The 24,578-nt window shown below is 34.3% G+C and carries 19 protein-coding genes, 1 pseudogene and 1 other annotated feature; of the genes and pseudogenes, 17 read left to right on the top strand and 3 right to left on the bottom strand.

The window, feature by feature from the left end:
• Positions 1–166 precede the first annotated feature (166 nt).
• From ACUL40_RS06750 to ACUL40_RS06700, 11 genes are all read left to right on the top strand, one after another.
• Positions 167–1,243: a bifunctional 3-deoxy-7-phosphoheptulonate synthase/chorismate mutase gene (locus ACUL40_RS06750; protein WP_001273575.1), complete on the top strand. Its 1,077-nt coding sequence runs from the start codon at positions 167–169 to the stop codon at positions 1,241–1,243.
• 9 nt (positions 1,244–1,252) lie between these two features.
• Positions 1,253–1,472: a binding site (T-box leader), on the top strand.
• A gap of 53 nt (positions 1,473–1,525) precedes the next feature.
• Complete coding sequence (aroC, locus tag ACUL40_RS06745; protein ID WP_017656510.1) at positions 1,526–2,698, top strand: chorismate synthase; 1,173 nt, start codon at positions 1,526–1,528, stop codon at positions 2,696–2,698.
• Positions 2,699–2,716: 18 nt separating this feature from the next.
• Complete coding sequence (gene hisC / locus ACUL40_RS06740) at positions 2,717–3,817, top strand: histidinol-phosphate transaminase (RefSeq protein ID WP_001197280.1); 1,101 nt, start codon at positions 2,717–2,719, stop codon at positions 3,815–3,817.
• Positions 3,810–4,910 (top strand): prephenate dehydrogenase, encoded by a 1,101-nt coding sequence (gene tyrA, locus ACUL40_RS06735; RefSeq protein WP_001228139.1) that lies wholly within the window; start codon positions 3,810–3,812, stop codon positions 4,908–4,910. The genes hisC and tyrA overlap by 8 nt, the downstream gene beginning before the upstream one ends.
• A gap of 17 nt (positions 4,911–4,927) precedes the next feature.
• Positions 4,928–6,217, top strand: a complete 1,290-nt coding sequence (aroA, locus tag ACUL40_RS06730) for a 3-phosphoshikimate 1-carboxyvinyltransferase (protein WP_000664630.1) — start codon at positions 4,928–4,930, stop codon at positions 6,215–6,217.
• Between the two features lie 124 nt (positions 6,218–6,341).
• A complete protein-coding gene (locus tag ACUL40_RS06725; RefSeq protein ID WP_139846745.1) occupies positions 6,342–7,499 on the top strand; it encodes a GNAT family N-acetyltransferase in 1,158 nt (385 codons plus the stop codon).
• A gap of 229 nt (positions 7,500–7,728) precedes the next feature.
• The gene (locus ACUL40_RS06720) at positions 7,729–8,295 is read left to right on the top strand and encodes a TetR/AcrR family transcriptional regulator (RefSeq protein ID WP_001107309.1); all 567 of its coding nucleotides are present in this window, start codon (positions 7,729–7,731) and stop codon (positions 8,293–8,295) included.
• 209 nt (positions 8,296–8,504) lie between these two features.
• Positions 8,505–11,621, top strand: a complete 3,117-nt coding sequence (locus ACUL40_RS06715) for an MMPL family transporter (RefSeq protein ID WP_320480629.1) — start codon at positions 8,505–8,507, stop codon at positions 11,619–11,621.
• Positions 11,622–12,092: 471 nt separating this feature from the next.
• Positions 12,093–12,941 (top strand): hypothetical protein, encoded by an 849-nt coding sequence (locus tag ACUL40_RS06710; protein ID WP_001093195.1) that lies wholly within the window; start codon positions 12,093–12,095, stop codon positions 12,939–12,941.
• Positions 12,942–13,318: 377 nt separating this feature from the next.
• Positions 13,319–14,944, top strand: coding sequence for an ABC-F family ATP-binding cassette domain-containing protein (locus ACUL40_RS06705; protein WP_000633864.1), 1,626 nt, complete (start codon positions 13,319–13,321; stop codon positions 14,942–14,944).
• A 527-nt stretch (positions 14,945–15,471) separates the two neighbouring features.
• Positions 15,472–17,445: an LTA synthase family protein gene (locus ACUL40_RS06700; protein ID WP_000808770.1), complete on the top strand. Its 1,974-nt coding sequence runs from the start codon at positions 15,472–15,474 to the stop codon at positions 17,443–17,445.
• A 56-nt stretch (positions 17,446–17,501) separates the two neighbouring features.
• On the opposite strand, the gene ACUL40_RS06695 is transcribed toward ACUL40_RS06700, so the two are convergent.
• From ACUL40_RS06695 to ACUL40_RS06685, 3 genes are all read right to left on the bottom strand, one after another.
• Complete coding sequence (locus ACUL40_RS06695) at positions 17,502–18,176, bottom strand: TerC family protein (RefSeq protein ID WP_445422891.1); 675 nt, start codon at positions 18,174–18,176, stop codon at positions 17,502–17,504.
• Between the two features lie 110 nt (positions 18,177–18,286).
• Positions 18,287–18,949 (bottom strand): DUF3841 domain-containing protein, encoded by a 663-nt coding sequence (locus tag ACUL40_RS06690; RefSeq protein WP_000637706.1) that lies wholly within the window; start codon positions 18,947–18,949, stop codon positions 18,287–18,289.
• A 157-nt stretch (positions 18,950–19,106) separates the two neighbouring features.
• Complete coding sequence (locus tag ACUL40_RS06685; protein ID WP_000551452.1) at positions 19,107–19,934, bottom strand: peptidoglycan-N-acetylglucosamine deacetylase; 828 nt, start codon at positions 19,932–19,934, stop codon at positions 19,107–19,109.
• 292 nt (positions 19,935–20,226) lie between these two features.
• Between ACUL40_RS06685 and ACUL40_RS06680 the strand changes: the two genes are divergently transcribed.
• The 6 genes and pseudogenes from ACUL40_RS06680 (at position 20,227) to ACUL40_RS06655 (ending at position 24,573) form a co-directional block, all read left to right on the top strand.
• Complete coding sequence (locus tag ACUL40_RS06680; protein WP_000371021.1) at positions 20,227–21,048, top strand: MBL fold metallo-hydrolase; 822 nt, start codon at positions 20,227–20,229, stop codon at positions 21,046–21,048.
• Positions 21,049–21,236: 188 nt separating this feature from the next.
• Positions 21,237–21,626: a VOC family protein gene (locus ACUL40_RS06675; protein ID WP_000800667.1), complete on the top strand. Its 390-nt coding sequence runs from the start codon at positions 21,237–21,239 to the stop codon at positions 21,624–21,626.
• A 450-nt stretch (positions 21,627–22,076) separates the two neighbouring features.
• Positions 22,077–22,760 carry a DNA alkylation repair protein gene (locus ACUL40_RS06670; protein ID WP_000923448.1) on the top strand — a complete coding sequence of 228 codons (684 nt, stop codon included), beginning with the start codon at positions 22,077–22,079 and terminating at the stop codon, positions 22,758–22,760.
• Positions 22,761–22,776: 16 nt separating this feature from the next.
• A pseudogene (locus ACUL40_RS06665) lies at positions 22,777–23,537 on the top strand (nucleotidyltransferase domain-containing protein).
• Entirely contained in the window at positions 23,494–24,039 is a 546-nt protein-coding gene (locus tag ACUL40_RS06660) for a GNAT family N-acetyltransferase (RefSeq protein WP_227900838.1), read from the top strand. The pseudogene ACUL40_RS06665 and the gene ACUL40_RS06660 overlap by 44 nt, the downstream one beginning before the upstream one ends.
• Positions 24,040–24,072: 33 nt before the next feature.
• A complete protein-coding gene (locus tag ACUL40_RS06655; protein ID WP_000620314.1) occupies positions 24,073–24,573 on the top strand; it encodes a GNAT family N-acetyltransferase in 501 nt (166 codons plus the stop codon).
• The last annotated feature ends 5 nt before the right edge of the window (positions 24,574–24,578 follow it).

The raw sequence follows: 24,578 nt of genomic DNA, 5'->3' as shown, positions 1-24,578 counted from the left end.
AAAAAGTGGATTTTTAACTAGTAGTTTATGTCTGTGTACGAATTATTAGTTTAAAATAAGAAGAGGTATCGATTCCACTATAAATTTGTATAATTAGTCAGTTCAGAAAATAGAGAATTTTTTATTCTCTTACTATACTTTTAAAACATTAGAGGAGGATTTCCAAATGGCAAATCATGAATTAGATCAATTACGTAAACAGGTAGATGAAATTAACTTACAACTATTACACCTTTTAAACAAACGTGGTGAAATTGTTCAAAAAATTGGAGAGCAAAAGCAAGTACAAGGCACGAAACGCTTTGATCCAGTACGTGAGCGTGAAGTACTTGATATGATCGCAGAGCATAACGAAGGACCATTCGAAACATCAACAGTTCAACATATTTTCAAAACGATTTTCAAAGCAAGCTTAGAGTTACAAGAAGATGATAACCGTAAAGCGTTACTAGTATCACGTAAAAAGAAACAAGAAAATACAATCGTTGATGTAAAAGGTGAATTGATTGGAAACGGAACACAAACGTTCATTATGGGACCTTGTGCAGTAGAAAGTTTAGAACAAGTTCGTCAAGTAGGGCAAGCGATGAAAGACCAAGGCTTAAAATTAATGCGCGGTGGTGCATTCAAACCGAGAACTTCTCCATATGATTTCCAAGGTTTAGGAGTAGAAGGACTTCAAATTTTACGTCAAGTAGCAGACGAGTTTGACTTAGCAATTATTAGTGAAATTTTAAATCCGAACGATGTTGAAATGGCATTAGACTACGTTGATGTAATTCAAGTTGGCGCACGTAACATGCAAAACTTCGATTTATTACGAGCTGTAGGTAAAGTTAACAAACCAGTATTATTAAAACGTGGATTAGCAGCAACAATTGATGAGTTCATTAACGCAGCGGAATACATCATTGCGCAAGGTAACGATCAAATTATTCTTTGTGAGCGCGGTATCCGCACATACGAAAGAGCAACACGTAACACATTAGACATTTCTGCAGTACCAATTTTAAAGAAAGAAACACATTTACCAGTTATCGTTGATGTAACACATTCAACTGGACGCAGAGATTTATTATTACCAACAGCGAAAGCGGCACTTGCAATTGGCGCAGATGCAGTAATGGCTGAAGTTCATCCAGATCCAGCAGTTGCATTATCAGATTCTGCACAACAAATGGACATTCCAGAATTCCATAGATTCATGGATGAGTTAAAAGGTTTCAAAAATAAATTATCTTAATTCCATATCATATATGCGTTGAAGAGGAAACAGTAGTGCTTATCTCACTGTTAAAGAGAGCTGATGGTCGGTGTGAATCAGTACAAAGGTAAGCATGAATTACAGCCTTGGAGCATCTTTCCCGACAACTTTTGGAGGGTAAGACGGTCAAACGATCGTTAAAGAAGAAGAGAGGTAGACGAAAGAAGTCTACAACTAGGGTGGTACCGCGATAAACATCGTCCCTACTGAGCGCTCAGTAGGGACTTTTTTGTACAAAAAAATAGTAAAGGGGCAAGAGAAATGAGATACATTACAGCTGGAGAATCACATGGACCGCAGTTAACAGTTATTTTAGAAGGTGTACCAGCAGGTTTGACACTTACGGCGGAACATATTAATAAAGAATTATTAAGAAGACAAAAAGGTCATGGACGCGGAAGACGTATGCAAATTGAAACAGATACAGTTGAAATTGTAAGTGGTGTTCGTCACGGGATGACACTTGGATCACCGATTACGTTAATTGTAAAAAATGATGATTTCAAACATTGGACGAAAGTAATGGGTGCAGAGCCAATTTCGGAAAAAGAAAGTAAAGACATGAAACGTACAATTACAAAACCACGTCCCGGACATGCAGATTTAAATGGAGCAATTAAATATGGTCATCGTGATATAAGAAACGTATTAGAGCGGTCATCTGCAAGAGAAACGACAGTTCGTGTAGCTGCTGGTGCAGTTGCAAAACAAATTTTAAGCGAATTAGGCGTGGAAATTGCAGGACATGTTCTTGAAATTGGTGGAGTAAAAGCAAAACATATTTCAAACTTATTAATTGAAGAAATTCAAACAATTACTGAAAACTCACCAGTTCGATGTTTAGATAAAGAAGTAGAGCAAGAAATGATGAATGCGATTGACAACGCAAAAAGTAGTGGAGATTCAATCGGTGGTATTGTGGAAGTCATTGCAGAAGGTATGCCGATTGGCGTCGGTAGTTACGTCCATTACGATCGTAAATTAGATGCAAAACTTGCTGGTGCAATTATGAGTATAAATGCATTTAAAGGTGCTGAAATCGGCGTAGGTTTTGAAGCGGCACGACAACCAGGAAGCAAAGTGCATGATGAAATTCTGTGGGATGAAGAAAAAGGATACACGAGAAGAACGAATAATGCCGGCGGTTTAGAAGGCGGTATGACAACAGGTATGCCAATTATCGTAAGAGGCGTGATGAAGCCAATTCCTACTTTATACAAACCGTTAGCAAGCGTTGATATTGATACGAAAGAAGCATTCCAAGCGAGTATTGAAAGATCTGATAGTTGCGCAGTACCAGCGGCGGGTGTAGTAGCTGAATCTGTTGTGGCATGGGAACTTGCAGATGCACTAGTCGAACAATTCGGAAAAGATCGTATGGAATTATTAAAACAAAACATTATGCAACACAATAACTACGCAAAAGAATTTTAATAAAAAGGTGGGTTTAACGTGCAAGTAAAAGATCAACTATCATCATTACAACCATATAAACCAGGTAAATCACCAGAACAAATGAAAGAAGTGTACGGAGATCATTCGTTTGTGAAATTAGCATCGAATGAAAATCCATTCGGCTGTTCGTCACGTGTTTTAGATGAGTTGCAAAAATCGTGGTTGGAACATGCTTTATATCCTGACGGAGGTGCTACAACGCTCCGTCAAACAATCGCAGATAAGTTACATGTGAAAATGGAACAAGTACTTTGTGGTAGTGGTTTAGATGAAATCATTCAAATAATAAGCCGCGCCGTATTACGAGCGGGAGATAACATTGTAACAGCAGGTGCAACATTCCCACAGTATCGTCATCATGCCATTATAGAAGGTTGCGAAGTGAAGGAAATTGCGTTAAATAACGGTGTATACGACTTAGAAGAAATTTCTTCAGTAGTAGATAACGATACAAAAATTGTATGGATTTGTAACCCGAACAATCCAACAGGCACATATGTGAATGACCGAAAATTGACTCAATTCATTGAAGGTATTAGTGAAAATACGTTAATTGTCATTGATGAAGCGTACTATGAATACGTAACAGCAAAAGATTTCCCAGAGACATTACCGCTTTTAGAAAAACATAAAAATATTCTTGTACTTAGAACATTTTCTAAAGCGTACGGATTAGCTTCTTTCCGCGTTGGATATGCGGTTGGACAGGAAGAGTTAATCGAAAAATTAAATGTCGTTCGTTTGCCATTTAACGTATCTTCATTAGCGCAAAAAGCAGCGACGATTGCTTTTGGTGATGACGAGTTTATTGAAGAAATAGTTCGTGTAAATACAGAAGGATTACAACAATACGAGAGCTTTTGTAGGGAAAATGATATTCCATTTTATCCATCGCAAACAAATTTCATCTTCTTGCCAGTTGAGAATGCTGGAGAGATTTATGAAGCTTGTGCACATGCAGGATTTATTATTCGTCCGTTCCCGAATGGTATCCGTATTACAGTCGGAACAAGGGAGCAAAATGAAGGGGTGATTTCAGTGTTACAACAACACTTTGAAAATAAAAAAAGAAAGTCTCGAGATGAGGAAAATGCGTAAAAAGGTAGTATTAATTGGAACTGGTTTAATCGGAGGCTCTCTCGCATTAGCAATTAAGAAAGAGCACGATGTAACGATAACAGGTTATGATATATTTCAAGAACAAGTAGAGCGTGCAAAAGAATTACACGTAGTAGATGAAATAGCAGTTGATTTACAGCATGCATGTGAAGAGGCACATTTAATTGTTTTTGCTTCTCCAGTTGAAGAAACGAAGAAGCTATTACACAAACTTGCGTCATTCCGTTTACGAGAAGATGTTATAGTGACTGATGTTGGTAGTACAAAAGGCACGATTATGAATGAAGCAGAAACTTTATTTTCAAAGGAAGTATCTTTCATTGGTGGACATCCAATGGCAGGTTCTCATAAAACGGGAGTTGAAAGTGCAAAAGCGCATTTATTTGAAAATGCATTTTACATTTTAACACCGATGCATCATGTGCCAAATGAACAAGTGGAAGAGTTAAAAGATTGGTTAAAAGGAACAGGGTCACATTTCCTTGTTTTAAATACAGAAGAACATGATTATGTAACAGGGATCGTTAGTCATTTCCCGCACCTTATCGCTGCAGGTTTAGTGAAGCAAGTAGAGAAACATGCAGGAGATAATCCGCTCATTCATCAGCTAGCTGCTGGAGGGTTTAAAGACATTACACGTATCGCATCTAGTAGTCCGAAAATGTGGAGTGATATTGTAAAGCAAAATCGTGAGCATTTAATGGTATTATTAAAAGAGTGGATCTCTGAAATGGAAGATTTATATAAAACAGTTTCTACCGGAGATGCATGCGAGATTCAAAACTATTTTGCAGATGCGAAAGAATACCGTGATTCTTTACCAGTAAGAAAGAGAGGGGCAATTCCTGCCTATCACGACTTATACGTCGATGTATTAGATAAGGTGGGGGCATTGGCTCATATTACGAGTATTTTGGCGCGCGAGGAAATTAGTATTACGAACTTGCAAATATTAGAAGCGCGTGAAGGACTGCTTGGGGTATTACGTATTAGCTTCCAAAGGGAAGAAGATCGTATGAAAGCAAAACTAGCGCTTGGAGAAGAAGAATACCAAACTTATGAAACAATTTAAATGAGAAGGTGAAAAACGTGAAAGAAAGAACAATACAACCTGTTAATAACGGATTGAATGGCAATATTACAATCCCAGGTGATAAATCCATTTCACACCGTGCTGTTATGTTCGGTTCTATTGCAGAAGGGAAAACAACAATTAAAGGTTTCTTGCCCGGTGCAGACTGTTTAAGTACGATTTCATGTTTTAAAGAAATGGGAGTAGAAATTACGCAAAACGGTGATGAGGTTACTGTAGTTGGTAAAGGATTAGAAGGTTTACAAGAACCAAAAGCTGTATTAGATGTTGGTAATTCTGGTACAACAATCCGATTAATGTCAGGTATATTAGCTAACACACCATTTTTCTCTTGCGTACAAGGTGATGAATCTATCGCAAAAAGACCGATGAAGCGTGTAACAAACCCATTAAAACAAATGGGCGCAAACATAGACGGCCGAGAAGAAGGAACATTTACACCGTTAACAATACGTGGCGGAGATTTAAAAGCAATTGAATATATTTCTCCTGTTGCAAGTGCACAAGTAAAGTCAGCTATTTTACTTGCAGGTCTTCGTGCAGAAGGTGTAACAGCTGTTACAGAACCACATATTTCACGCGACCATACGGAAAGAATGCTCGAAGCATTTGGTGTTAAAGTAACTCGCGAAGGGAAAACAGTGAAGCTGTCAGGTGGACAAAAATTAACAGCAACAGATATTCAAGTGCCCGGTGACGTATCATCAGCAGCATTTTTCTTAGTAGCAGGTGCAATCATCCCAAATAGTAAACTAGTATTACAAAATGTAGGAATGAATCCAACCCGTACAGGTATTATTGATGTTTTAGAAAAAATGGGTGCTACGTTCACTGTAGACCTAATTAACGAAGGGGCATCAGAACCAGCTGCAAATATTACAATCGAAACATCTTCATTAAAAGGAATTGAAATTGGCGGAGATATTATCCCTAGATTAATCGATGAGATTCCTGTAATCGCATTAGCGGCAACGCAAGCAGAAGGAATTACAGTAATTAAAGATGCACACGAATTAAAAGTAAAAGAAACAAACCGTATTGATACAGTAGTTGCTGAGTTAACGAAACTAGGAGCTCGCATAGAAGCAACTGATGACGGTATGATCATTTACGGAAAATCAGCTCTAAAAGGCAATACAGTAAATAGTTATGGTGATCACCGTATCGGAATGATGCTTGCAATTGCTGGCTGCCTAGCAGAAGGAAAAACAATTATTGAAGATGCAGAAGCAGTAGGTGTATCATATCCTACATTCTTTGACGAACTTCAAAAGTTAGCTAAATAAAAAGGGTGGAAAGCAGATACGTGATGTATCTGCTTTTTTGTTAAAACGTCCTTGTAATTTCACTTACCGAACTATAATAGTGAGAATTATGATACAATTCAAAAAGGGAATGGAGGAGAATTATATGAATGTCATACAATTAAAAGAAGATAAATTCAGAGAAGCATTACGTTTATCAGAATACGCTTTTCAATATAAAGTAGATGAGGAACGATTACAGCAGCAACTTACAAAAATGAAGGAAAGTCATGAAATATACGGCATTATGGAAGGGAAAGACTTAGCTGCAAAACTACACCTCATCCCGTTTCATATTTACATAGGTAAAGAAAAATTTAAAATGGGTGGCGTTGCAGGAGTAGCGACGTATCCAGAGTACAGAAGAAGTGGGTATGTAAAAGAGCTACTTCAACATTCACTTCAAACAATGAAAAAAGATGGCTTTACAGTCTCTATGTTACACCCATTTGCTGTTACATTTTACCGTAAATACGGCTGGGAACTTTGTGCGAATCTTCTCGTATGTCATTTGACAAAGAGTGATTTAGTTATGAAAAAACAAGTGAATGGTACTGTGAAACGTTTCAATAAAGAAAATCACCCAGAAGAGGTCGAGAAGCTTTATGAAACATTTGCAGAACGTTTTTCTGGTATGCTAGTTCGCAATGAAAAATGGTGGTTACAAGCTGTTTATGAGGATTTAACATTAGCAATTTATTACGATGAAAATAAAACTGCAGCCGGCTATATGTTATATAAAATAGAAAACTATAAAATGACAGTAGATGAATTTGTTCCACTGCATAATGAAGCACGAAATGGTCTATGGAATTTTATTTGCCAGCATGATTCTATGATTAAAGAGCTTGAAATGACAGTAAGTGAAAACGAACAGTTGTTATATACATTGCAAGAACCACGTGTGAAAACAGAAATAAAACCATATTTTATGGGAAGAATTGTAGATGTAGAGCAGTTCTTAAAACAGTATGAGTTAAACTGGAACAATGTACAACAAGAAGTCATTTTACATATTACAGATTCATTTGCACCGTGGAATAATGTATCGGTGAGACTTGCAAATTATGAAATAGCAATTATAGAAGAACCAATGGATAAAGGGATCAACCTAGATATAAATGCACTATCTACAATACTGCTTGGATACAAACGCCCATTAGAACTAAATGAATTAGAATTAATTAGCGGAAGCGAAGAGGAAATACGGGCATTTGAGAATGTAGTACCAGTGCGCAAGTCGTTTATTTATGATTTCTTTTAATTTGCATATAAGATGGAGTTGTTTCGAACAAAATTTTGGGATAGCTCCATCTCATTGTATTAATTTTTGTCGGTAAGTTGATATATCCTGAAAATCGCTGATATAATTTTATTCACATACAAGAGAATAGAATCGCAACTATACGTTGTCACGCACTTGACTTTTATTCCCTGTAATTTATAATTAAAAACGGAATGAATTTTCATTCCTGAAAATAGAGGTGGAAAAAATGGCTAAAAACAAACAAGAGGATATTTTTGATGCTGCGATGCAACTTTTTGCAGAGCGTGGTTACGATGGTACGACAATTCCAATGATCGCTGAAAAAGCAAATGTCGGTGCGGGTACTATTTATCGCTATTTTGAAAATAAAGAGGCGCTTGTTAACTCATTATTTTCAAAAAGTATGTTACAGCTTTCTGAAATGATAAAAACGGATTTTCCTGTTGAAGCAAATATTCGTGAACAGTTTAGTCATACGTATAACCGTTTATTTGAATTTGCGAGAAACAATGTGGATGCTTTTTTATTTACAAATTCTCACTGTGATAGTTATTTTCTTGATGAGCAGAGTAAGAAAATATTTGACGATTTTATAGGCTTCTTTATGAATATTATTGAAGATGGAATCGCAAAAGGTTTGCTTCGTCCATTGCCTCCAGTTGCTTTAATTATTATTGTATATCAACCGTTAGAAAAATTAACGAAAGTAATTGCAACAGGGCAATTAGAATACTCGAAAGAGTTAGTAAAAGAATTGGAAGAAAGCTCTTGGAACGCTATTAGAATCATTTGATTCTATAGCTTTATAAGGACAGGAATGAATATTCATTCCTAAATAGAATTAAAAAATGAGAGTAGGAGAGGGTATTTGTGCAACTAAAGGAATGAATATTCATTCCGGAAAGACTAGTTTAATAGAGTTTACAAATAATGTAATAGAATAATAGGAATGAATATTCATTCCGTAACTAACGTAAATTTTAATCGCGGGAGATGATGCAAATGAGCAAGCTGAAAAATTGGAGAAGTTTATCTTTTCTATTATGGATAGTTATTACCATTACAATGATCGTAACGATGCCTAATATGGATAAATTAGTGAAAGAAAAAGGGCACATTACGATTCCTAATACAGAACAAAGTAGTATTGCTGACAAAATGATAAAAGAAATGGATAAAGACGGGACAGAAAAGTATGACATTATAGTTGTTTTTAATAGTGACAGTAAAACAGCTTTAACGACTGAGCAAAAAGAGGAAATAATAAAAACAATCAACGCTTTGCAAAATGAAAAAGAACAATTAGGAATTAAAGAAGTTGTTTCACATTTAGATAATAAAGAATTAGAGAAACAATTAGTTTCTAAAGATAATACGACTATTTTAACGCAAATATCGATAGATAAAAAGCATGGTGAAATATCGAAAGTTACAAATAACCTTCATAATAAAGTGAAAACGAAAGGGGTAACAACGTACTTAACAGGAAGTGATTTAATAGCAGGAGATTTCCTTACATCTTCTCAAGAGGGAGTGAAAAAGACTGAAGTTATTTCAATCATTTTCATTCTTGTAATATTAATCATTGTATTCCGTTCACCTATTGTTCCAATTGTTTCTCTTCTTACTGTTGGGGTATCATATTTAGTTTCAATGGGGATTATTGCTCATTTAGTAGATCAATTTAATTTTCCATTTTCTAACTTTACACAAGTGTTTGTCGTTGTTGTCCTGTTTGGGGTTGGAACAGACTATAACATTTTATTATTTACGAGATTTAAAGAAGAATTAAGTAAACGAGAAAACGCATTTTTGGCTACGAAAGAAACATTTAAATCGGCAGGGAAAACCGTTTTATATAGCGGGATAGCAGTACTAATTGGTTTTGCATCTCTTGCTTTAGCGAGTTTTAAACTATATCAATCTACTTCAGCGGTAGCAATTGGTGTCGCAGTTTTATTACTAGTATTAACTACGTTAAATCCGTTTTTTATGGTGCTTTTAGGAAAAGGGATGTTTTATCCCGTTAAAACATTTAAAGGTCATGAAGACAGTCGTCTATGGGGATTCTTTGCGAAAAACTCAGTAGTGAGACCATTTGTAGCTTTAATTATTGTATTCGTGATATCAATTCCTTTCATATTAAAGTATTCTAATACACTTAATTACAACGATTTATTTGAAGTAGACAATAAATATGAGTCGAAAATGGGGATTAACGTAATAGAAGAACATTTTCCACCTGGTTTTTCTTCACCAAGTACGTTAGTCATTCAATCGAATAACAAGTTAGATGAGGCGAGTTCGCTTCAAGCTTTAGATGAACTAACTGATAAGATTTTGAAAGTAAAAGGTGTTTCAGAAGTATATTCACCGACACGTCCAACTGGTGATAGGATTAAAGAACTATATATAAATAAACAAGCGGGTGAACTAAATACAGGTTTAGGAGATGCCAATGGTGGTATAAAGGAAATTAATGATGGATTAACTACTGCGAAAGATAAGATGGGTAATAAGGACTCAAATAGTCTTGCGAACGTTCAAAAGTTAATTGATGGAACAAATGAAGCGAAAAGTGGTGTATCAGCATTAGGAACAGCTTTAAATCAACTATCCAATGGCATAAATGACGGAGCACAAGGTGCGCGGCAAATTGAGAGTGGGTTAACTTCAGTAAATGAAAATATAAGTGTATTATCTCAAGCAACTTCACAACTTCATGCTGGCTATACACAGTTAGAAAAAGGTTTAAGTTCTTACGATCAATACTTCGGAAGTATTTCTCAAGCGATTGACGGTGCGAAGAAAGGTTATGAACAAATTGAAATGTTAATGACCAATTTCATTCAAACGAAACCAGAATTAGCAAATGATCCTAACATTCTGCAGACGATAGGAATTGCTAAAGAGGCTCAAAAGCAATTAGGTGGGCTTTCAAATGAATTAAATAAATTGAAAGCGCAGCATAATGCGGCGATGGGATCATTTAAAGAAGCGAATCAATCGTTATTGAAAGTGGATAATGGCTTAAAAGAAATGAACAATGGAGTTACTAAGTTACAAAAAGGAGCAGCTGATCTTAAAAATGGATTAAATGAAGGTGCTTCAGGTTCAAAACAAATTGCGAACAAGTCATCTGAGTTACAAACCGGATTAACGAAAATAAACGATGGGCAAGGTCAGCTATTAACCGGACTGAAAGACTTGCAAGAACAGATGGGTCAATTACAATCCGGACTAACTAAAAGTACAGAAGGCCTTGAAAAGGTAAGTAATGGCCTAGGGGATGCTCAGAAATATTTAGGAGAACTGAACGAATCAAAAAGCTCTGAGAAATTCTATATTCCAAAAGAAGTTTTGGAGGGAGAAGATTTCCAAAAAGCTTTGAATACGTACATGTCACATGATAGAAAGACTGCTAAAATGACAATCATTTTAGACGTAAATCCGTATTCAAAAGAAGCGATGCCAATTATTCAAGAAATCAATAACACAATAGATGGTACTTTGAAGGGGTCGGAATTAAATCATGCGAAAACAGCAATCGGAGGAACGACAGCTAGAAACGTTGATTTAAAAGAAGTAACTGGGCAAGATTTCTTACGTACAGCTACAATTATGTTAATTGGAATCGCGATTGTATTAATTGTGATTACACGTTCATTATTAAACACCATCTTTATTATTGGATCGTTACTATTAGCTTACTTTGCATCATTAGGGATAAGTGAACAAATTAGTACGCATATTTTACATGTAGATTCATTAAGCTGGAATGTTCCATTCTTTAGTTTCATAATGATTGTCGCTTTAGGAGTGGATTATAGTATTTTTGTAATGATGAGATACAATGAGTTAGAAGGGGACCCAGCGACGAAAATTGTAACTGCTTCTCGTCATATCGGAGGAGTCGTATTATCAGCGGCACTTATTTTAGGTGGTACATTTGCTGCATTAATCCCTTCAGGTGTATTAACGCTTATACAAGTAGCATCCGTAGTTGGCGTTGCGTTGTTACTATTAGCTATCATTGTGATGCCAATATTGTTACCTGCTTTAATAGGTTTAACGAGTAAAATGAAGAATTATGCAAAGAAATTAAGTGAAAGAAAATAAAAGAATCCCCTTTTAAAAGTAACTGTTTCAGTTATGGGAGAGAACATATAAAATAACACACAAATTAGGGATGTAAATCACATATGATTTAGCATCCCTTTTTTAATTGTTATTGCATTGTTTAAGTACTTTTATCTAGTTAAATTGCAAAGGAAGAGAAAAAGAAAACAGTAAAAACACCAGCGCAACGATTGGGGATTACTGACAAAGTATTTGATTTAAAAGATATAATTTACTTTAGATAGTTCACTCAAATAATGGTGGACTATCTTTTTTTAAAGGTAAATGGAAATTTATGTTAAAATAATGATAGAGATTGTGAAAAAAATGTTCTTAAACTAACGGTCAGGTTACTTTAAGAAGGATTTTTCAAAGGAAATGTTGAATATCGTATTTTGAAGGAGTGATTGCAGTGGAGTAAGTAATTTTTTAAATCTTGGTTAAATACTTTGAAGGAAGGGATTTATAAATATGAATACAAAACTAATAATAGTAGAAGGTTTACCTGGATTTGGAAAATCGACCACTGCAAAGCTAATAAATGAAATTCTAAGCCAAAATAAAATTGAAGTTGAACTATTTTTAGAGGGGAATTTGAATCACCCCGCCGACTATGATGGTGTATCTTGTTTTAATAAATTTGAATTCGATAGATTAGTATCTAACAGTGGAGATTTTAAAGAAGTGCTTCTTAAAAGAGTTTTAAAAAAAGGAAGCAATTATTTATTACCATACAGAAAGATAAAAAATGAGTTTGGTGACCAGTTTTCGGACGAATTATGTAATGATATTTTTAAAAACGATATATATGAATTGCCATTCGATAAAAATGTTGAATTAATTGCTGACAAATGGAATGACTTTGCTGAAATTGCTCTAGAAGATAATAAGGTTTATATTTTTGAATGTTGTTTCATACAAAATCCATTAACAATTGGGATGATTAAATACGGTGAACAAAAAGAAAAAATAATAAATTATGTAATGAAAGTTGCAAAAATCATAGAGAATTTAAATCCAATGTTATTTTATGTAGAACAAGATGATCTTGAATTTTCATTTAGGAAGGCATTAAAAGAAAGAAATCCAGAATGGTCCACAGGAATTGTCGACTATTACACGAACCAAGGCTATGGGAAAGAACATAACCATTCAGGGGTAGAAGGAGCGATAAAAGTTCTTGAAGCTAGAAGGAATTTAGAGTTAGAAATATTCGATATGTTAAAAATGAAAAAAGAAAAAATCAATAATACAAAATATGAAATTGACTCATATAGGTCAATGTTAAAAGATAAGTTAACAATACAAATGGTGAAATAGCTTTTTACACTACCTGGTGCTTTAGTTGGAGAAGGAAATGAAAACGCTCAGAATATTTTCTGAGCGTTTTAGTTTGCTATTTATAATGCGAAATGCATACAAATTATTGTGTTATTTCAATTGATAAACATAATGCTCCAATTATAAATGTTTTTTCAAAATGAATCCTCTTTAAAACGTGTATGTAACTTTAATCTAATTAAAAACAAAGGTTTTATTCGAGTTTGGAAAGAAAGGAATAGCAATCAACCGTTGCTATTCATCCAGCTTCTACTATATAATAGCTATAGTCTACAATAATTGAGTCGTAATATGCGATTTTTTAAGACAATCGGTGAGAAAACGCTGAAATAAGCGGTATTAGTAGGAGGACACAAATGATTACAGTAAGTAACGTTAGTTTGCGTTTCGCGGATCGCAAATTATTTGAAGATGTTAACATAAAATTCACGCCAGGTAACTGCTACGGTTTAATCGGAGCAAACGGTGCTGGTAAATCTACATTTCTAAAGATTTTATCTGGAGAAATTGAACCATCAACAGGTGACATACATATTACGCCAGGTGAGCGTCTAGCAGTATTAAAACAGAACCACTTCGAATATGAAGAGTTCCCAGTATTAGAAACAGTAATTATGGGTCACACGCAACTTTACAAAGTAATGCAAGAGAAAAATGCTATTTACATGAAAGAAGACTTTAGTGATGAAGATGGTATGCGTGCTGCTGAACTTGAAGGTGAGTTCGCTGAGCTTAACGGTTGGGAAGCTGAGTCAGAAGCTGCAATCCTTCTTAAAGGTTTAGGTATTGGTGAAGATCTTCATGATAAGAAATTGTCAGAATTAACTGGTGCAGAGAAAGTAAAAGTATTACTTGCTCAAGCTTTATTCGGTCAACCTGACATTCTATTATTAGATGAGCCTACTAACCACTTGGACTTAAAAGCGATCCAATGGTTAGAAAACTTCTTAATGAACTTTGAAAACACAGTTATCGTAGTATCCCATGACCGTCACTTCTTAAATAAAGTATGTACGCACATGGCTGACCTTGATTTCGGTAAAATTCAACTTTATGTTGGTAACTATGACTTCTGGTATGAGTCAAGCCAATTAGCTTTAAAATTAACACAAGATGCTAATAAGAAAAAAGAAGAGAAAGTAAAAGAGTTACAAAACTTCATTGCACGCTTTAGTTCAAACGCTTCTAAAGCGAAACAAGCAACTTCTCGTAAAAAATTATTAGACAAAATTACATTAGATGATATTAGACCGTCATCACGTCGTTACCCATTCGTTGGTTTCACACCTGAGCGTGAAGTAGGAAATGACTTATTAACTGTTGAAGGTCTTTCTAAAACAATTGATGGTGAAAAAGTGTTAGATAATGTGTACTTCACTTTAAATAAAGGTGATAAAGTTGCATTTATCGGCCGTAACGATATTGCGATGACAACATTATTTAAAATTCTTATGGGTGAAATGGAGCCTGATAGTGGTTCATTCAAATGGGGTGTTACAACCTCTCAGTCTTACTTCCCAAGAGATAACTCTAAGTACTTTGAGAATAGTGATTACAACTTAGTTGAATGGTTACGTCAATTTTCTCCACAAGATGAGTCTGAAAGCTTCTTACGTGGTTTCTTAGGCCGTATGTTATTCTCAGGTGAAGAAGTTAAAAAGAACGTTTCTGTATTATCTGGAGGCGAAAAAGTTCGTTGTATGTTATCTAAAATGATGTTAAGTGGTGCGAACGTAATCACACTTGACGATCCAACGAACCACTTAGACCTTGAGTCAATCACAGCATTAAACAACGGTTTAATTGCATTCAAAGGTACAATCTTATTCACATCTCATGACCATCAGTTCGTGCAAACAATTGCAAACCGCATTATCGAAGTAACACCAAACGGTGTAATCGATAAAGAGGCTACTTATGATGAGTTCTTAGAAAATGAGGAACTTCAAAAACAAGTAGATGCAATGTACAAAGGTCAATAATATATAATGAAAAAACTCGCTCTTTTTAGAGCGAGTTTTTTTGTCGAGAAAACGTAACATCGCTGGTCGGTCAAATGAATAATTATTCAAATATAATATTAATGAACAGGAGAATTTTTTCATGTATGAAGGGATGTAATGACTTTAAGATTTAAAGAGTTAGTTGAAGAAGGGAAATGTAAGTGGAGTAATATAATCAAATCGTATTATTTTGTCATGTGAAATATGTACCAAATTTGGAGATAGAATAGTTTGCGAATGAGTTTATAAAGGTATATAGTATGGGGTGTCATAATTAGTGGATGAATCTTGGGAGAAAACAGGAAATGTTACAAATTTATTTTGTTAAATAGAAACCAAGGTCAAAATGTCTAGAAAGAAATAGTTGAATAAATACTAGCTTCAAATTATAATTACTAATATTCTTCATATAGTTAAATAAAGATAATCTATTTGAAGAAGAAAATTTGAATAGAGAGACAGACTTATAAAAAAATAAGCCTTGGATGATCAAAAGAGGTGGAGAAATGAAACAGTTCTTATTAAAGAGCAAAAGTGTGTTAAGCAATCATTTTGGATTCTTTCTGTTTGCCGTTATTTTATTGTGGCTCAAAACATATGCAGCTTATGTAACGGAATTCAATTTAGGAATTTCAAACACAATTCAAAAATTCTTGCTGTTTTTTAACCCGCTTAGTTCAGCAGTTCTATTTTTAGGACTTGCATTATTTGCAAAAGGGAAACGATCTTATATTTGGTTAATTATCATTAATTTGTTATTGTCGATTCTTTTATACGCAAACGTAGTATACTATCGCTTTTTCAGTGACTTTATTACGTTCCCGACATTAACACAAACGAATAACTTTGGAGATTTAGGTGGTAGTATTCTTGCGTTGCTACATCTTTATGATCCATTATACTTCTTAGACACGATTATATTAATTGTGTTAGTCGCAACAAAATTTGCAAATCCAAAACCAATTCGTGTTGCGAAGCATAAATTATCTCTAGTATTTGTAGCAGGTATTTTATTATTCAGTGTTAACTTAGGTCTTGCAGAGTCTGACCGTCCTGAATTATTAACAAGAACGTTTGACCGTAATTATATTGTGAAATATTTAGGTGCATACAACTACACAATTTATGATGGAATTCAAAGTGCGAAAGCATCGACAGAACGAGCATTAGCTGATGGCGATAATATGACAGAAGTACGAAATTATTTAACATCAACTTATGCAAGTCCAAATCCTGAGTATTTCGGTAAAGGAAAGGGAATGAACGTAATTTACATTCATTTAGAGTCATTCCAAAACTTCTTAATTGATTACAAATTAAATGGTCAAGAAGTTACACCGTTCTTAAACTCATTTACAAAAGATGCGAATACACTTTATTTTGATAACTTCTTCCATCAAACAGGACAAGGGAAAACATCTGATGCGGAGTTTATGTTAGAGAATTCAATGTTTGGTTTACCGCAAGGTTCTGTCTTTACAACGAAATCTCATAATACGTATCAATCAGCACCAGCTATTTTAGGACAACAAGGATACACATCAGCAGTATTCCACGGTAACTACAAAACATTTTGGAACCGTGACGATATTTATAAATCATTTGGTTTTAATAAATTCTTTGATGCGTCATACTACGATATGAATGAAAAAGACGTAGTAAACTACGGGTTAAAAGATAAACCGTTCTTTAATGAATCTATTCCGTTATTACAAACGTTGAAACAACCGTTCTATACGAAGTTTATTACGTTATCGAACCATTTCCCTTATCCAATCGATAAGGCAGAAGCAACGATTGAACCAGCAACAACAGGTGATTCATCAGTAGATACGTACTTCCAAACAGCACGCTATTTAGATGAATCTGTAAAAGGCTTCATCGATTACTTGAAACAATCTGGTTTATATGATAACTCAATTATTGTTATGTACGGAGACCATTACGGTATTTCAGATAATCATAACGCAGCAATGTCAAAAGTAATGGGTAAAGAAATGAACTCATTTGAAAATGCACAGTTACAACGTGTACCATTAATCGTTCGTGTACCAGGAGTGAAAGGTGGCGTACAACATCAATACGGTGGTGAAATTGACGTTCTTCCAACGCTATTACACTTACTAGGTACAGATACAAAGAATTATGTTCAATTCGGTTCTGATTTATTATCACCAGATCATAAACAAGTCGTTGCGTTCCGTAACGGTAACTACGTAAGCCCAACAGTTACTGCACTAAACGGCAAATACTATGATACAACTACTGGAAAACCTGTAGAATTTACAGATGAAATAAAGAAAAATGAACAAATGGTTCAAAACTCACTAAAATACTCTGACCAAGTCGTGAATGGTGACTTATTACGATTCTACACACCGGAAGGATTCACTCCAGTAGATCGTTCGAAGTATAACTATAACAACCGCGATAAAAACAAAACGAAGGTAAAAACGACTCCGGAAGGGGAAGCTAAATAAATAATAAAAGGCGCTATTCATATGAATAGCGCCTTTTATTTGTAAATATACCATCATTATGAGACAGAACTAGCTGTTGCTTTTTGTTTAGCCTTTCCGAAGAAAACTACGCCGATGATGATAATAATGATAAATGCCCATTTAACCAAAGGGTTACTTTCGAAAAATCCAGCGAACCATTTCTCATCTACAATCATTTTCGCGGCAGTATAAGCTAAAACGGCTGCTCCAATCGTAATGATGACAGGAAAACAATCTACCCATTTTAAAATCAATGTACTGCCCCATACGACTACTGGAATAGACACTAATAATCCGATGATTACTAAAGAAAAGTTACCATGGGCAGCTCCTGCAACAGCGAGTACATTATCGATGCCCATTAACGCATCAGCAATAATAATGGTTTTAATAGCAGACCAAAATCCTTCTTCGGCCTTAATATCATGATCTTTGCCTTCAGCAATTAATTTATAAGCAATCCATATAAGGAGTACACCACCAATTAGAAGTAGCCCTGGTATTTTTAACAACCAAACAACAACTAAGGTAGCGAGGGCTCTAATCGCGATTGCCCCGATAGTTCCCCATATAATAACTTTCTTTTGCTGAACTTTCGGTAATCTTCTTGCTGCTAATCCAATTACAATGGCATTATCACCGGCTAACACTAAATCAATTACAATGATGGCAAGTAGGGCGGACAAATATTCGGCTGAAAGAAAATCCATATACATATCACTCCTTAAGAGTAATATGTGCTAAAGTGTTGATAATATAAAAAATAGGATTGAATTTGTATATTCAATCCATAATTTCTTACTGTATTTTGATATATGTTTTAATTTCGTATAAGTCGCTTTTGTATTCTTTTTTGTTTATCGTTTCGCTTTCTTAATTTTCGATTCATCTTTTTAATGCGGTTTTCTTTTCTATTATCCCAGTTATCACTTCGGATTTTACTAATAGACTTATCTGTCTTAGCACGAAAACGTCTTACTTTTTTCACGAAGGAAAGGGGTATTTTGCCGATAACACCTTGTTTTTCTAACGAATCCTCTTTACCTAGACACCAATCAGGATGAGATAATAAATAGTCGAAATCAAATGTTATCCCGTATTCTTTATCCATATATGTATACCATTCATCTAAAGTACACTTATTTTTTGTATGTAAATATGTTGATCCATCAGTCATAGCACAGCACCAATAGTCAAAATAGCTCCATAGTACCCATTCTTTCGGTACATCTAGTGTTAAAATTACCATTTTTGAATTTGTTCTACCCCAAGCTTTATGATTTCGATTTGGGTAATTATTTGCTTCCCAGACCCAAATAGGATAGTTACCTTCGTAATGAGGCAATCTTGTTTTAGCGACGCGCACCATCCAGTCATATGAATATACATCGTCTGGATCGATGAATTCTTTATTACCTTCTAAATAACCAAGTTTCTTAAATTGTTTCCATGCTTCTTCAGTTTGTACTGTATATACGATCATATGGCACCTACTTATTTAAACTAAATTATAGTATAACATGTGATTTTGAATTTTTATTGATATTAGAGAAGGGGGAGTTTGAGTCGAATATACGAGGAGTAATTCCCAAAATGATAAAAAGACTTGATTCCCAGCTAAAGGAAATCAAGTCTTTTCATTACATACGATTATCATGCCAGAAGTTTAATGGGAAGTGTTCGTTCTCATTATATGCTTCTAATTCATATCCTTTTTCTTTCAGTCCTTTAATAATTCCAGGAACTGCTTTTACTGATTGTGGATGAATATCATGCATAAGGATAACTTCTGTTGGATTTGTAGCACCATGTAACACGTTTTCTACAATTTTAGCAGATGCAGCATCAACTTGCATTTTGTTATATTTCCAGTCTAAAGAATCAATTGTCCAATCCCAAACTTTTAAGCCATTTTCTACAACTTTGTTGCGAAGAGCTTCGTTTAATCCTGGCATAGAGCCGTAAGATGGACGAGTTAATACTGGTGATTTACCTAAAACACCAGCGATTAAGCCTTGGTCTTCCTTCATTTCATCTACGTAATGACCTTCAGTGTAAAGTTTCTTGTAGTTATGAGTCATACTGTGCATCCCAACGTAGTGACCTTCAGCATCTTCGCGTTTTACAAGATCAGGGAAAGCTTTTACGTTTGAACCAATTAGGAAGAATGTTGCTTTTGCATTTTCTTTCTTTAACATATCTAAAAGCTCAGCTGTGTATTTTCCAGGACCGTCATCAAATGTTAAATAAGCGACTTTTCTAACTTGCCCGTTATAATGTTTTGGAGCTTCTTTCGGAGCAAGAGATGTTTGAATCTCACTTACAAGTTGAACAGATTTTGCTTCATCCTCTGTACTAGCTAGAGCAGTATGTACTGATCCAAAAGCTACTTCGTATGTGAATAATACCCCCGCACAAACTAACATAGCCCTTTTTACTAAAGTTGTCATTCGAATTCCATTGTGCATAATTTTCCTTCTCTCTATAAAAGTTCTACTCTACTATATTAGCAATTATAGGTAGGGAAATGCAAAAAAACTTTTTTACAAGTGTAAAAAAGTTTACTCAAAAGTATGCAAGATTTTATATCAATTGCAGTTTTGAAAAATAGGATGAATTTAAACTTTATTATTTAAACTTTCAATCACCAAATCATACTTTCGTATCACTTCGTTTTCGTTCCAATTATTGATTCGAATATTTTTGTTTTTTATTAAAATATTGGTAAAGAAACAATTACATGAAAAAAGGAGTGGGAATATGGATAATTATATTTGCACTACATGTGGAGTACAGTATCCCGAAAATGAAGAAGCACCTTCTCGCTGTAAAATTTGTAATGAGGAAAGACAATATGTTAATCCAATTGGGCAGTCATGGACAACATTAGAAACGATGCAAAATAGCAATTTATACAAAAACGAAATAATAAAAGAAGAAAGCGGTTTGTATAGCATTACTACTAAACCTAAATTTGCGATTGGACAAACAGCATTTTTAATACAAAGTAAAACTCTAAATGTTATGTGGGATTGCATTAGTTATTTAGATGATAAAACGATACAACGTATATATGATTTAGGTGGTATTCAAGCAATAGCACTTTCTCATCCACATTATTACTCTACACAAGTTAAATGGGCGGAAACATTCAATGTACCTATTTATATTCATGAAGATGATAAAGAGTGGGTGGTTCGTCCGAGTAAGCAAATTAAATTTTGGTCTGGGGAGCATCTGATATTATCGGAAGAACTTACATTGCATCGCTTAGGAGGCCATTTTAAGGGTGGAACTGTTATACATTGGAAAGACGGTAATGAAGGGAAAGGTATTTTGTTATCAGGTGATATTATACAAGTAGTTTCGGATCGAAAATGGGTAAGTTTTATGTATAGTTATCCCAATCTCATTCCATTACCAGCGAATAAAGTTAGAGATATGGCAGAGAAGGTAAAAGATATCCAATTTAGTCGACTATATAATGCATTTCATGGTGTGGTGGAAGATGCGAATAAAGCTGTACAAAGATCTGCTGATCGGTATATAAAGGCCCTGCAAGGAGAACTATTTCATACGTAATAGCTTGTAATTCATCTCTATATTTATATAACTAATTTTATATGAATTTTATACTAAAGTCCTATTGTTTATTAACTAATAGGTCTTTCAACTTAGGAAGTTCACACTAATGAGGGATGTTAAAGGGAATATATGTAACCTATACTAATTACTATAAAGCTTTGGAAAATGAAAAGGAGGAGATTTGCATGAAGAATTGGGTTCAATTTAGAATTGCAAGACCAACAGATAAATTTGAAGAAGTGATAAGTTTTTATGAAACAGGATTAGGTTTAAAACGTATAGGGGAATTTCACAATCATGAAGGATATGATGGGGTTATGTTTGGCTTACCAGATGAAGAGTATCATTTGGAGTTTACTACACATGTTAATGGAAGTCCATGTCCGGCACCGACAAAAGATAATTTACTAGTTTTTTATATGCCTATTAAAGATGAAATTGAAAAGATAGTGAATCGATTAAGTAATATGGGCTATCATGAGGTAGAACCTGAAAACCCGTATTGGATAGAGAAAGGAACCACAATAGAGGATCCAGACGGTTGGAGAATTGTGCTTATGAATGCATCTGAATAAGAAAACTATTTTCATATGAAATAGAGTGTAACAAAATGATTTAGACATAAATCCCTACAGTGTTTGTAGGGATTTTTATATAAGAAATTTTTATTGAGAGAGTTATTAAAATGTAGAAAGTATTTTGGCTAAGAACAAATGTAGTAAACATAATTTATGAAGGAGGTATAAAAGTAAGATAGTAAACCATTTTGAAGCGTTTTCTAAACATGTTGGAAATACACATCTTATTAAAAGTTCTTTCGTAGTTTATATCTTATTCTACGCAAAATTGATACCATCAAAAAACTGTATGTTTAACATGTACAGTTTTTTGATGGTATAGCTGTGCAATGTTTAGAAATTTCACATACCGTATTTTAAAAATAAATATAGGAAAAACAAAAAGTAATGTAGAATATATCGTACATACATATATACAGTTAACATAAAAGATAAAGAGGTGGGTATATGTTACTTGAGGAAGTAATGCAGCAACTAGAGGAATATGGAACAGAACAAAATCGAAAAACGTATAAAAACCACGGAGCGAAAGAGCCGTTATTTGGAGTTAGTTTTGCGAATTTAAAATTGTTAAAAAAGAAGATAAAAAAAGATCACGATTTAGCAGTTGAATTGTGGGAAACGAAAAATATGGACGCAATGACATTAGCAACTTATATTTTAGACCCGAAAAAAATAACGACAGAACAGCTTAATAGTTGGATTCAGGATGTTGATTATTACTGTTTAATGGATGTTCTGATGACATCTATATGTACTTCGCCAATTGCAATAGAAAGAATGGAAGAGTGGATAAAGTCTAATGATGAATGGATTGGAAGAGCTGGCTGGTCTTTATTAGCAAATATAGCGATTAAAAATAAAACGTTACATGATGATTTCTTCTCTCCGTACTTAGAAGAGATTAAAGAAAATATACATAATGAAAAAAATAGAAAAAAAGAAGCGATGAATAGTGCTTTAATCGCAATAGGAATTCGTAATGAAGACTTAGAGCGACAAGCGATTGAAATTGCAAGTGAAATTGGAAAAATAGAGGTTGATCATGGTGCAACATCATGTAAAACACCAGATGCAGAAAGCTATATAAAAAAAGCGAGAGAAAGAGCTGAAAAAAAGAAAGTGAAATAAGAAAAGAGGATCGGTTATGAAACCAATTGAAGCAGCACAAAACATAATTACATTACAATTTCCGAATTGTGATGTAGCTTTACTCGGCGGAAGCGTTGCACGAGGAGAAGCGACGAAAACATCTGACCTTGACATTGTAATAGTCGATCAAAGTTTAACTTCTTGCTATAGAGAATCTTTCTATAGTAATGGATGGCCTATTGAGGTGTTTGTTCATAATTTCGAAACATATAAAACCTTTTTCAAAATGGATTGTGATCGAGGGAGGCCGTCGTTACCACAATTAGTTTCAGAAGGGATTGCCTTAAAAGGGGAACAGGAAATTGTTGAGAAATTAAAAAAAGAAGCGAATGATTTACTACATAAAGGACCAGCTAAATGGACCGAAGAAACGATTAAGCAGAAGCGATATTTTATTACGGATACTTTAGATGACTTTATTGGTGCAACAAAAAGAGAAGAAGAATTGTTTATCGCTAATTTATTAGCCGATTTAGTACATGAATATGTATTAAGAGTAAATGGTAAGTGGCTTGGGAGTTCAAAATGGTTTATTAGAGTGCTAAAAAGATATGATGAGCAATATGCAAACAAATTTGTAGCCGCTTTTGATCATTTTTATAAAACGGGAGGGAAAAATGAATTAATTCATTTTATAGAAAAGACGTTAGAACAGTATGGTGGAAGAGTGTTCGAAGGATTTTCTATTGGTAAATAAAGAGAGGAGAAAAAAATGAATGTACCATATGTTCAATTAAGAGAATTGACACTAGATGATGTAGAAGATCGCTATCAATGGTCATTAGATAGAGATGTAACAAAGCATTTAGTTTTACCAGATCAATATCCTCCGTTCACTCGTGGAGATACGAGAAACTGGGTTGAAGCTTGTATAAGCCGAAAAAATGGTTATGAACAAAGGGCAATGGTTACTGAGACAGGTATACATATTGGATGGGTAGACCTTAAAAATTTTGATAAAACAAATAAAAATGCTGAACTAGGAATTGCGATTGGAAATAAAGACTATTGGGGTAAAGGATTTGGAATGGCAGCTCTAAACAGCATGTTACAAATAGGTTTTTCTCAGTTTGAATTGGAGAAAATTTGGTTACGTGTAGATGAAGATAATACAAAAGCTAAAAAGAGTTATGAAAGTGCCGGATTTGTATGCGAAGGGTTAATGAGAAATGATCGATTGAGACAGGGAAAGTTCATTCATCGCTATCGTTACAGTATATTAAAAGAAGAGTATGAATCAAAAATTAATAACCTATAAAAATATTATGTAAATTAAAAAGGGGAAAATAAAATGATTCGATTACTTACAAAAGCGGATGCAAAAAAATATTGGGAGTTGCGTTTACAAGCACTACAAGTAAATCCAGAAGCATTTATAACGACTTATGAAGAAGCAGTACGTCAAGAAAACCCTCTTGAACGAGTTGCTAGTAATCTTTCATCCAACAGTAGTTTTACATTTGGTGCTTTTAATAATGAAAATCGTTTAGTTGGGGTTGTTACTTTATTAACAGAAGAAAAAGACGCATATAAGCATAAAGGACATATCGTTGCAATGTATGTAGATACTGAAAATCGAAGAAGTGGTCTTGCACGTGATTTAATACGTAAAGCAATTGAAAGGGCAAAAGAGATGAAGCTAGAGCAATTGAATTTAGGGGTTGTGTCAACGAACGAACCAGCCAAACGATTATATGAATCAATGGGATTTAAAACATACGGAATTGAAAAAAGGGCTATAAAAATGAATGGTGTGTATAGTGATGATGAACATATGGTGTTGTTCTTTTAAGAGAG

The organism is Bacillus sp. KNSH39, from assembly GCF_052656585.1.
Note: the sequence above shows the minus strand (reverse complement) of the source record. Positions and strands in the feature narration are given on the sequence as shown.

Coding starts and splice junctions, on each gene's coding strand:
- ACUL40_RS06720 (WP_001107309.1), top strand. CDS start 7,729: ATGGCTAAAAACAAACAAGAGGATATTTTTGATGCTGCGATGCAACTT.
- ACUL40_RS06705 (WP_000633864.1), top strand. CDS start 13,319: ATGATTACAGTAAGTAACGTTAGTTTGCGTTTCGCGGATCGCAAATTA.
- ACUL40_RS06690 (WP_000637706.1), bottom strand. CDS start 18,949: ATGATCGTATATACAGTACAAACTGAAGAAGCATGGAAACAATTTAAG.
- ACUL40_RS06670 (WP_000923448.1), top strand. CDS start 22,077: ATGTTACTTGAGGAAGTAATGCAGCAACTAGAGGAATATGGAACAGAA.
- ACUL40_RS06725 (WP_139846745.1), top strand. CDS start 6,342: ATGAATGTCATACAATTAAAAGAAGATAAATTCAGAGAAGCATTACGT.
- aroC (WP_017656510.1), top strand. CDS start 1,526: ATGAGATACATTACAGCTGGAGAATCACATGGACCGCAGTTAACAGTT.
- ACUL40_RS06700 (WP_000808770.1), top strand. CDS start 15,472: ATGAAACAGTTCTTATTAAAGAGCAAAAGTGTGTTAAGCAATCATTTT.
- ACUL40_RS06675 (WP_000800667.1), top strand. CDS start 21,237: ATGAAGAATTGGGTTCAATTTAGAATTGCAAGACCAACAGATAAATTT.
- ACUL40_RS06750 (WP_001273575.1), top strand. CDS start 167: ATGGCAAATCATGAATTAGATCAATTACGTAAACAGGTAGATGAAATT.
- ACUL40_RS06710 (WP_001093195.1), top strand. CDS start 12,093: ATGAATACAAAACTAATAATAGTAGAAGGTTTACCTGGATTTGGAAAA.
- ACUL40_RS06695 (WP_445422891.1), bottom strand. CDS start 18,176: ATGGATTTTCTTTCAGCCGAATATTTGTCCGCCCTACTTGCCATCATT.
- tyrA (WP_001228139.1), top strand. CDS start 3,810: ATGCGTAAAAAGGTAGTATTAATTGGAACTGGTTTAATCGGAGGCTCT.
- ACUL40_RS06655 (WP_000620314.1), top strand. CDS start 24,073: ATGATTCGATTACTTACAAAAGCGGATGCAAAAAAATATTGGGAGTTG.
- ACUL40_RS06685 (WP_000551452.1), bottom strand. CDS start 19,934: ATGCACAATGGAATTCGAATGACAACTTTAGTAAAAAGGGCTATGTTA.
- ACUL40_RS06715 (WP_320480629.1), top strand. CDS start 8,505: ATGAGCAAGCTGAAAAATTGGAGAAGTTTATCTTTTCTATTATGGATA.
- ACUL40_RS06680 (WP_000371021.1), top strand. CDS start 20,227: ATGGATAATTATATTTGCACTACATGTGGAGTACAGTATCCCGAAAAT.
- ACUL40_RS06660 (WP_227900838.1), top strand. CDS start 23,494: ATGAATGTACCATATGTTCAATTAAGAGAATTGACACTAGATGATGTA.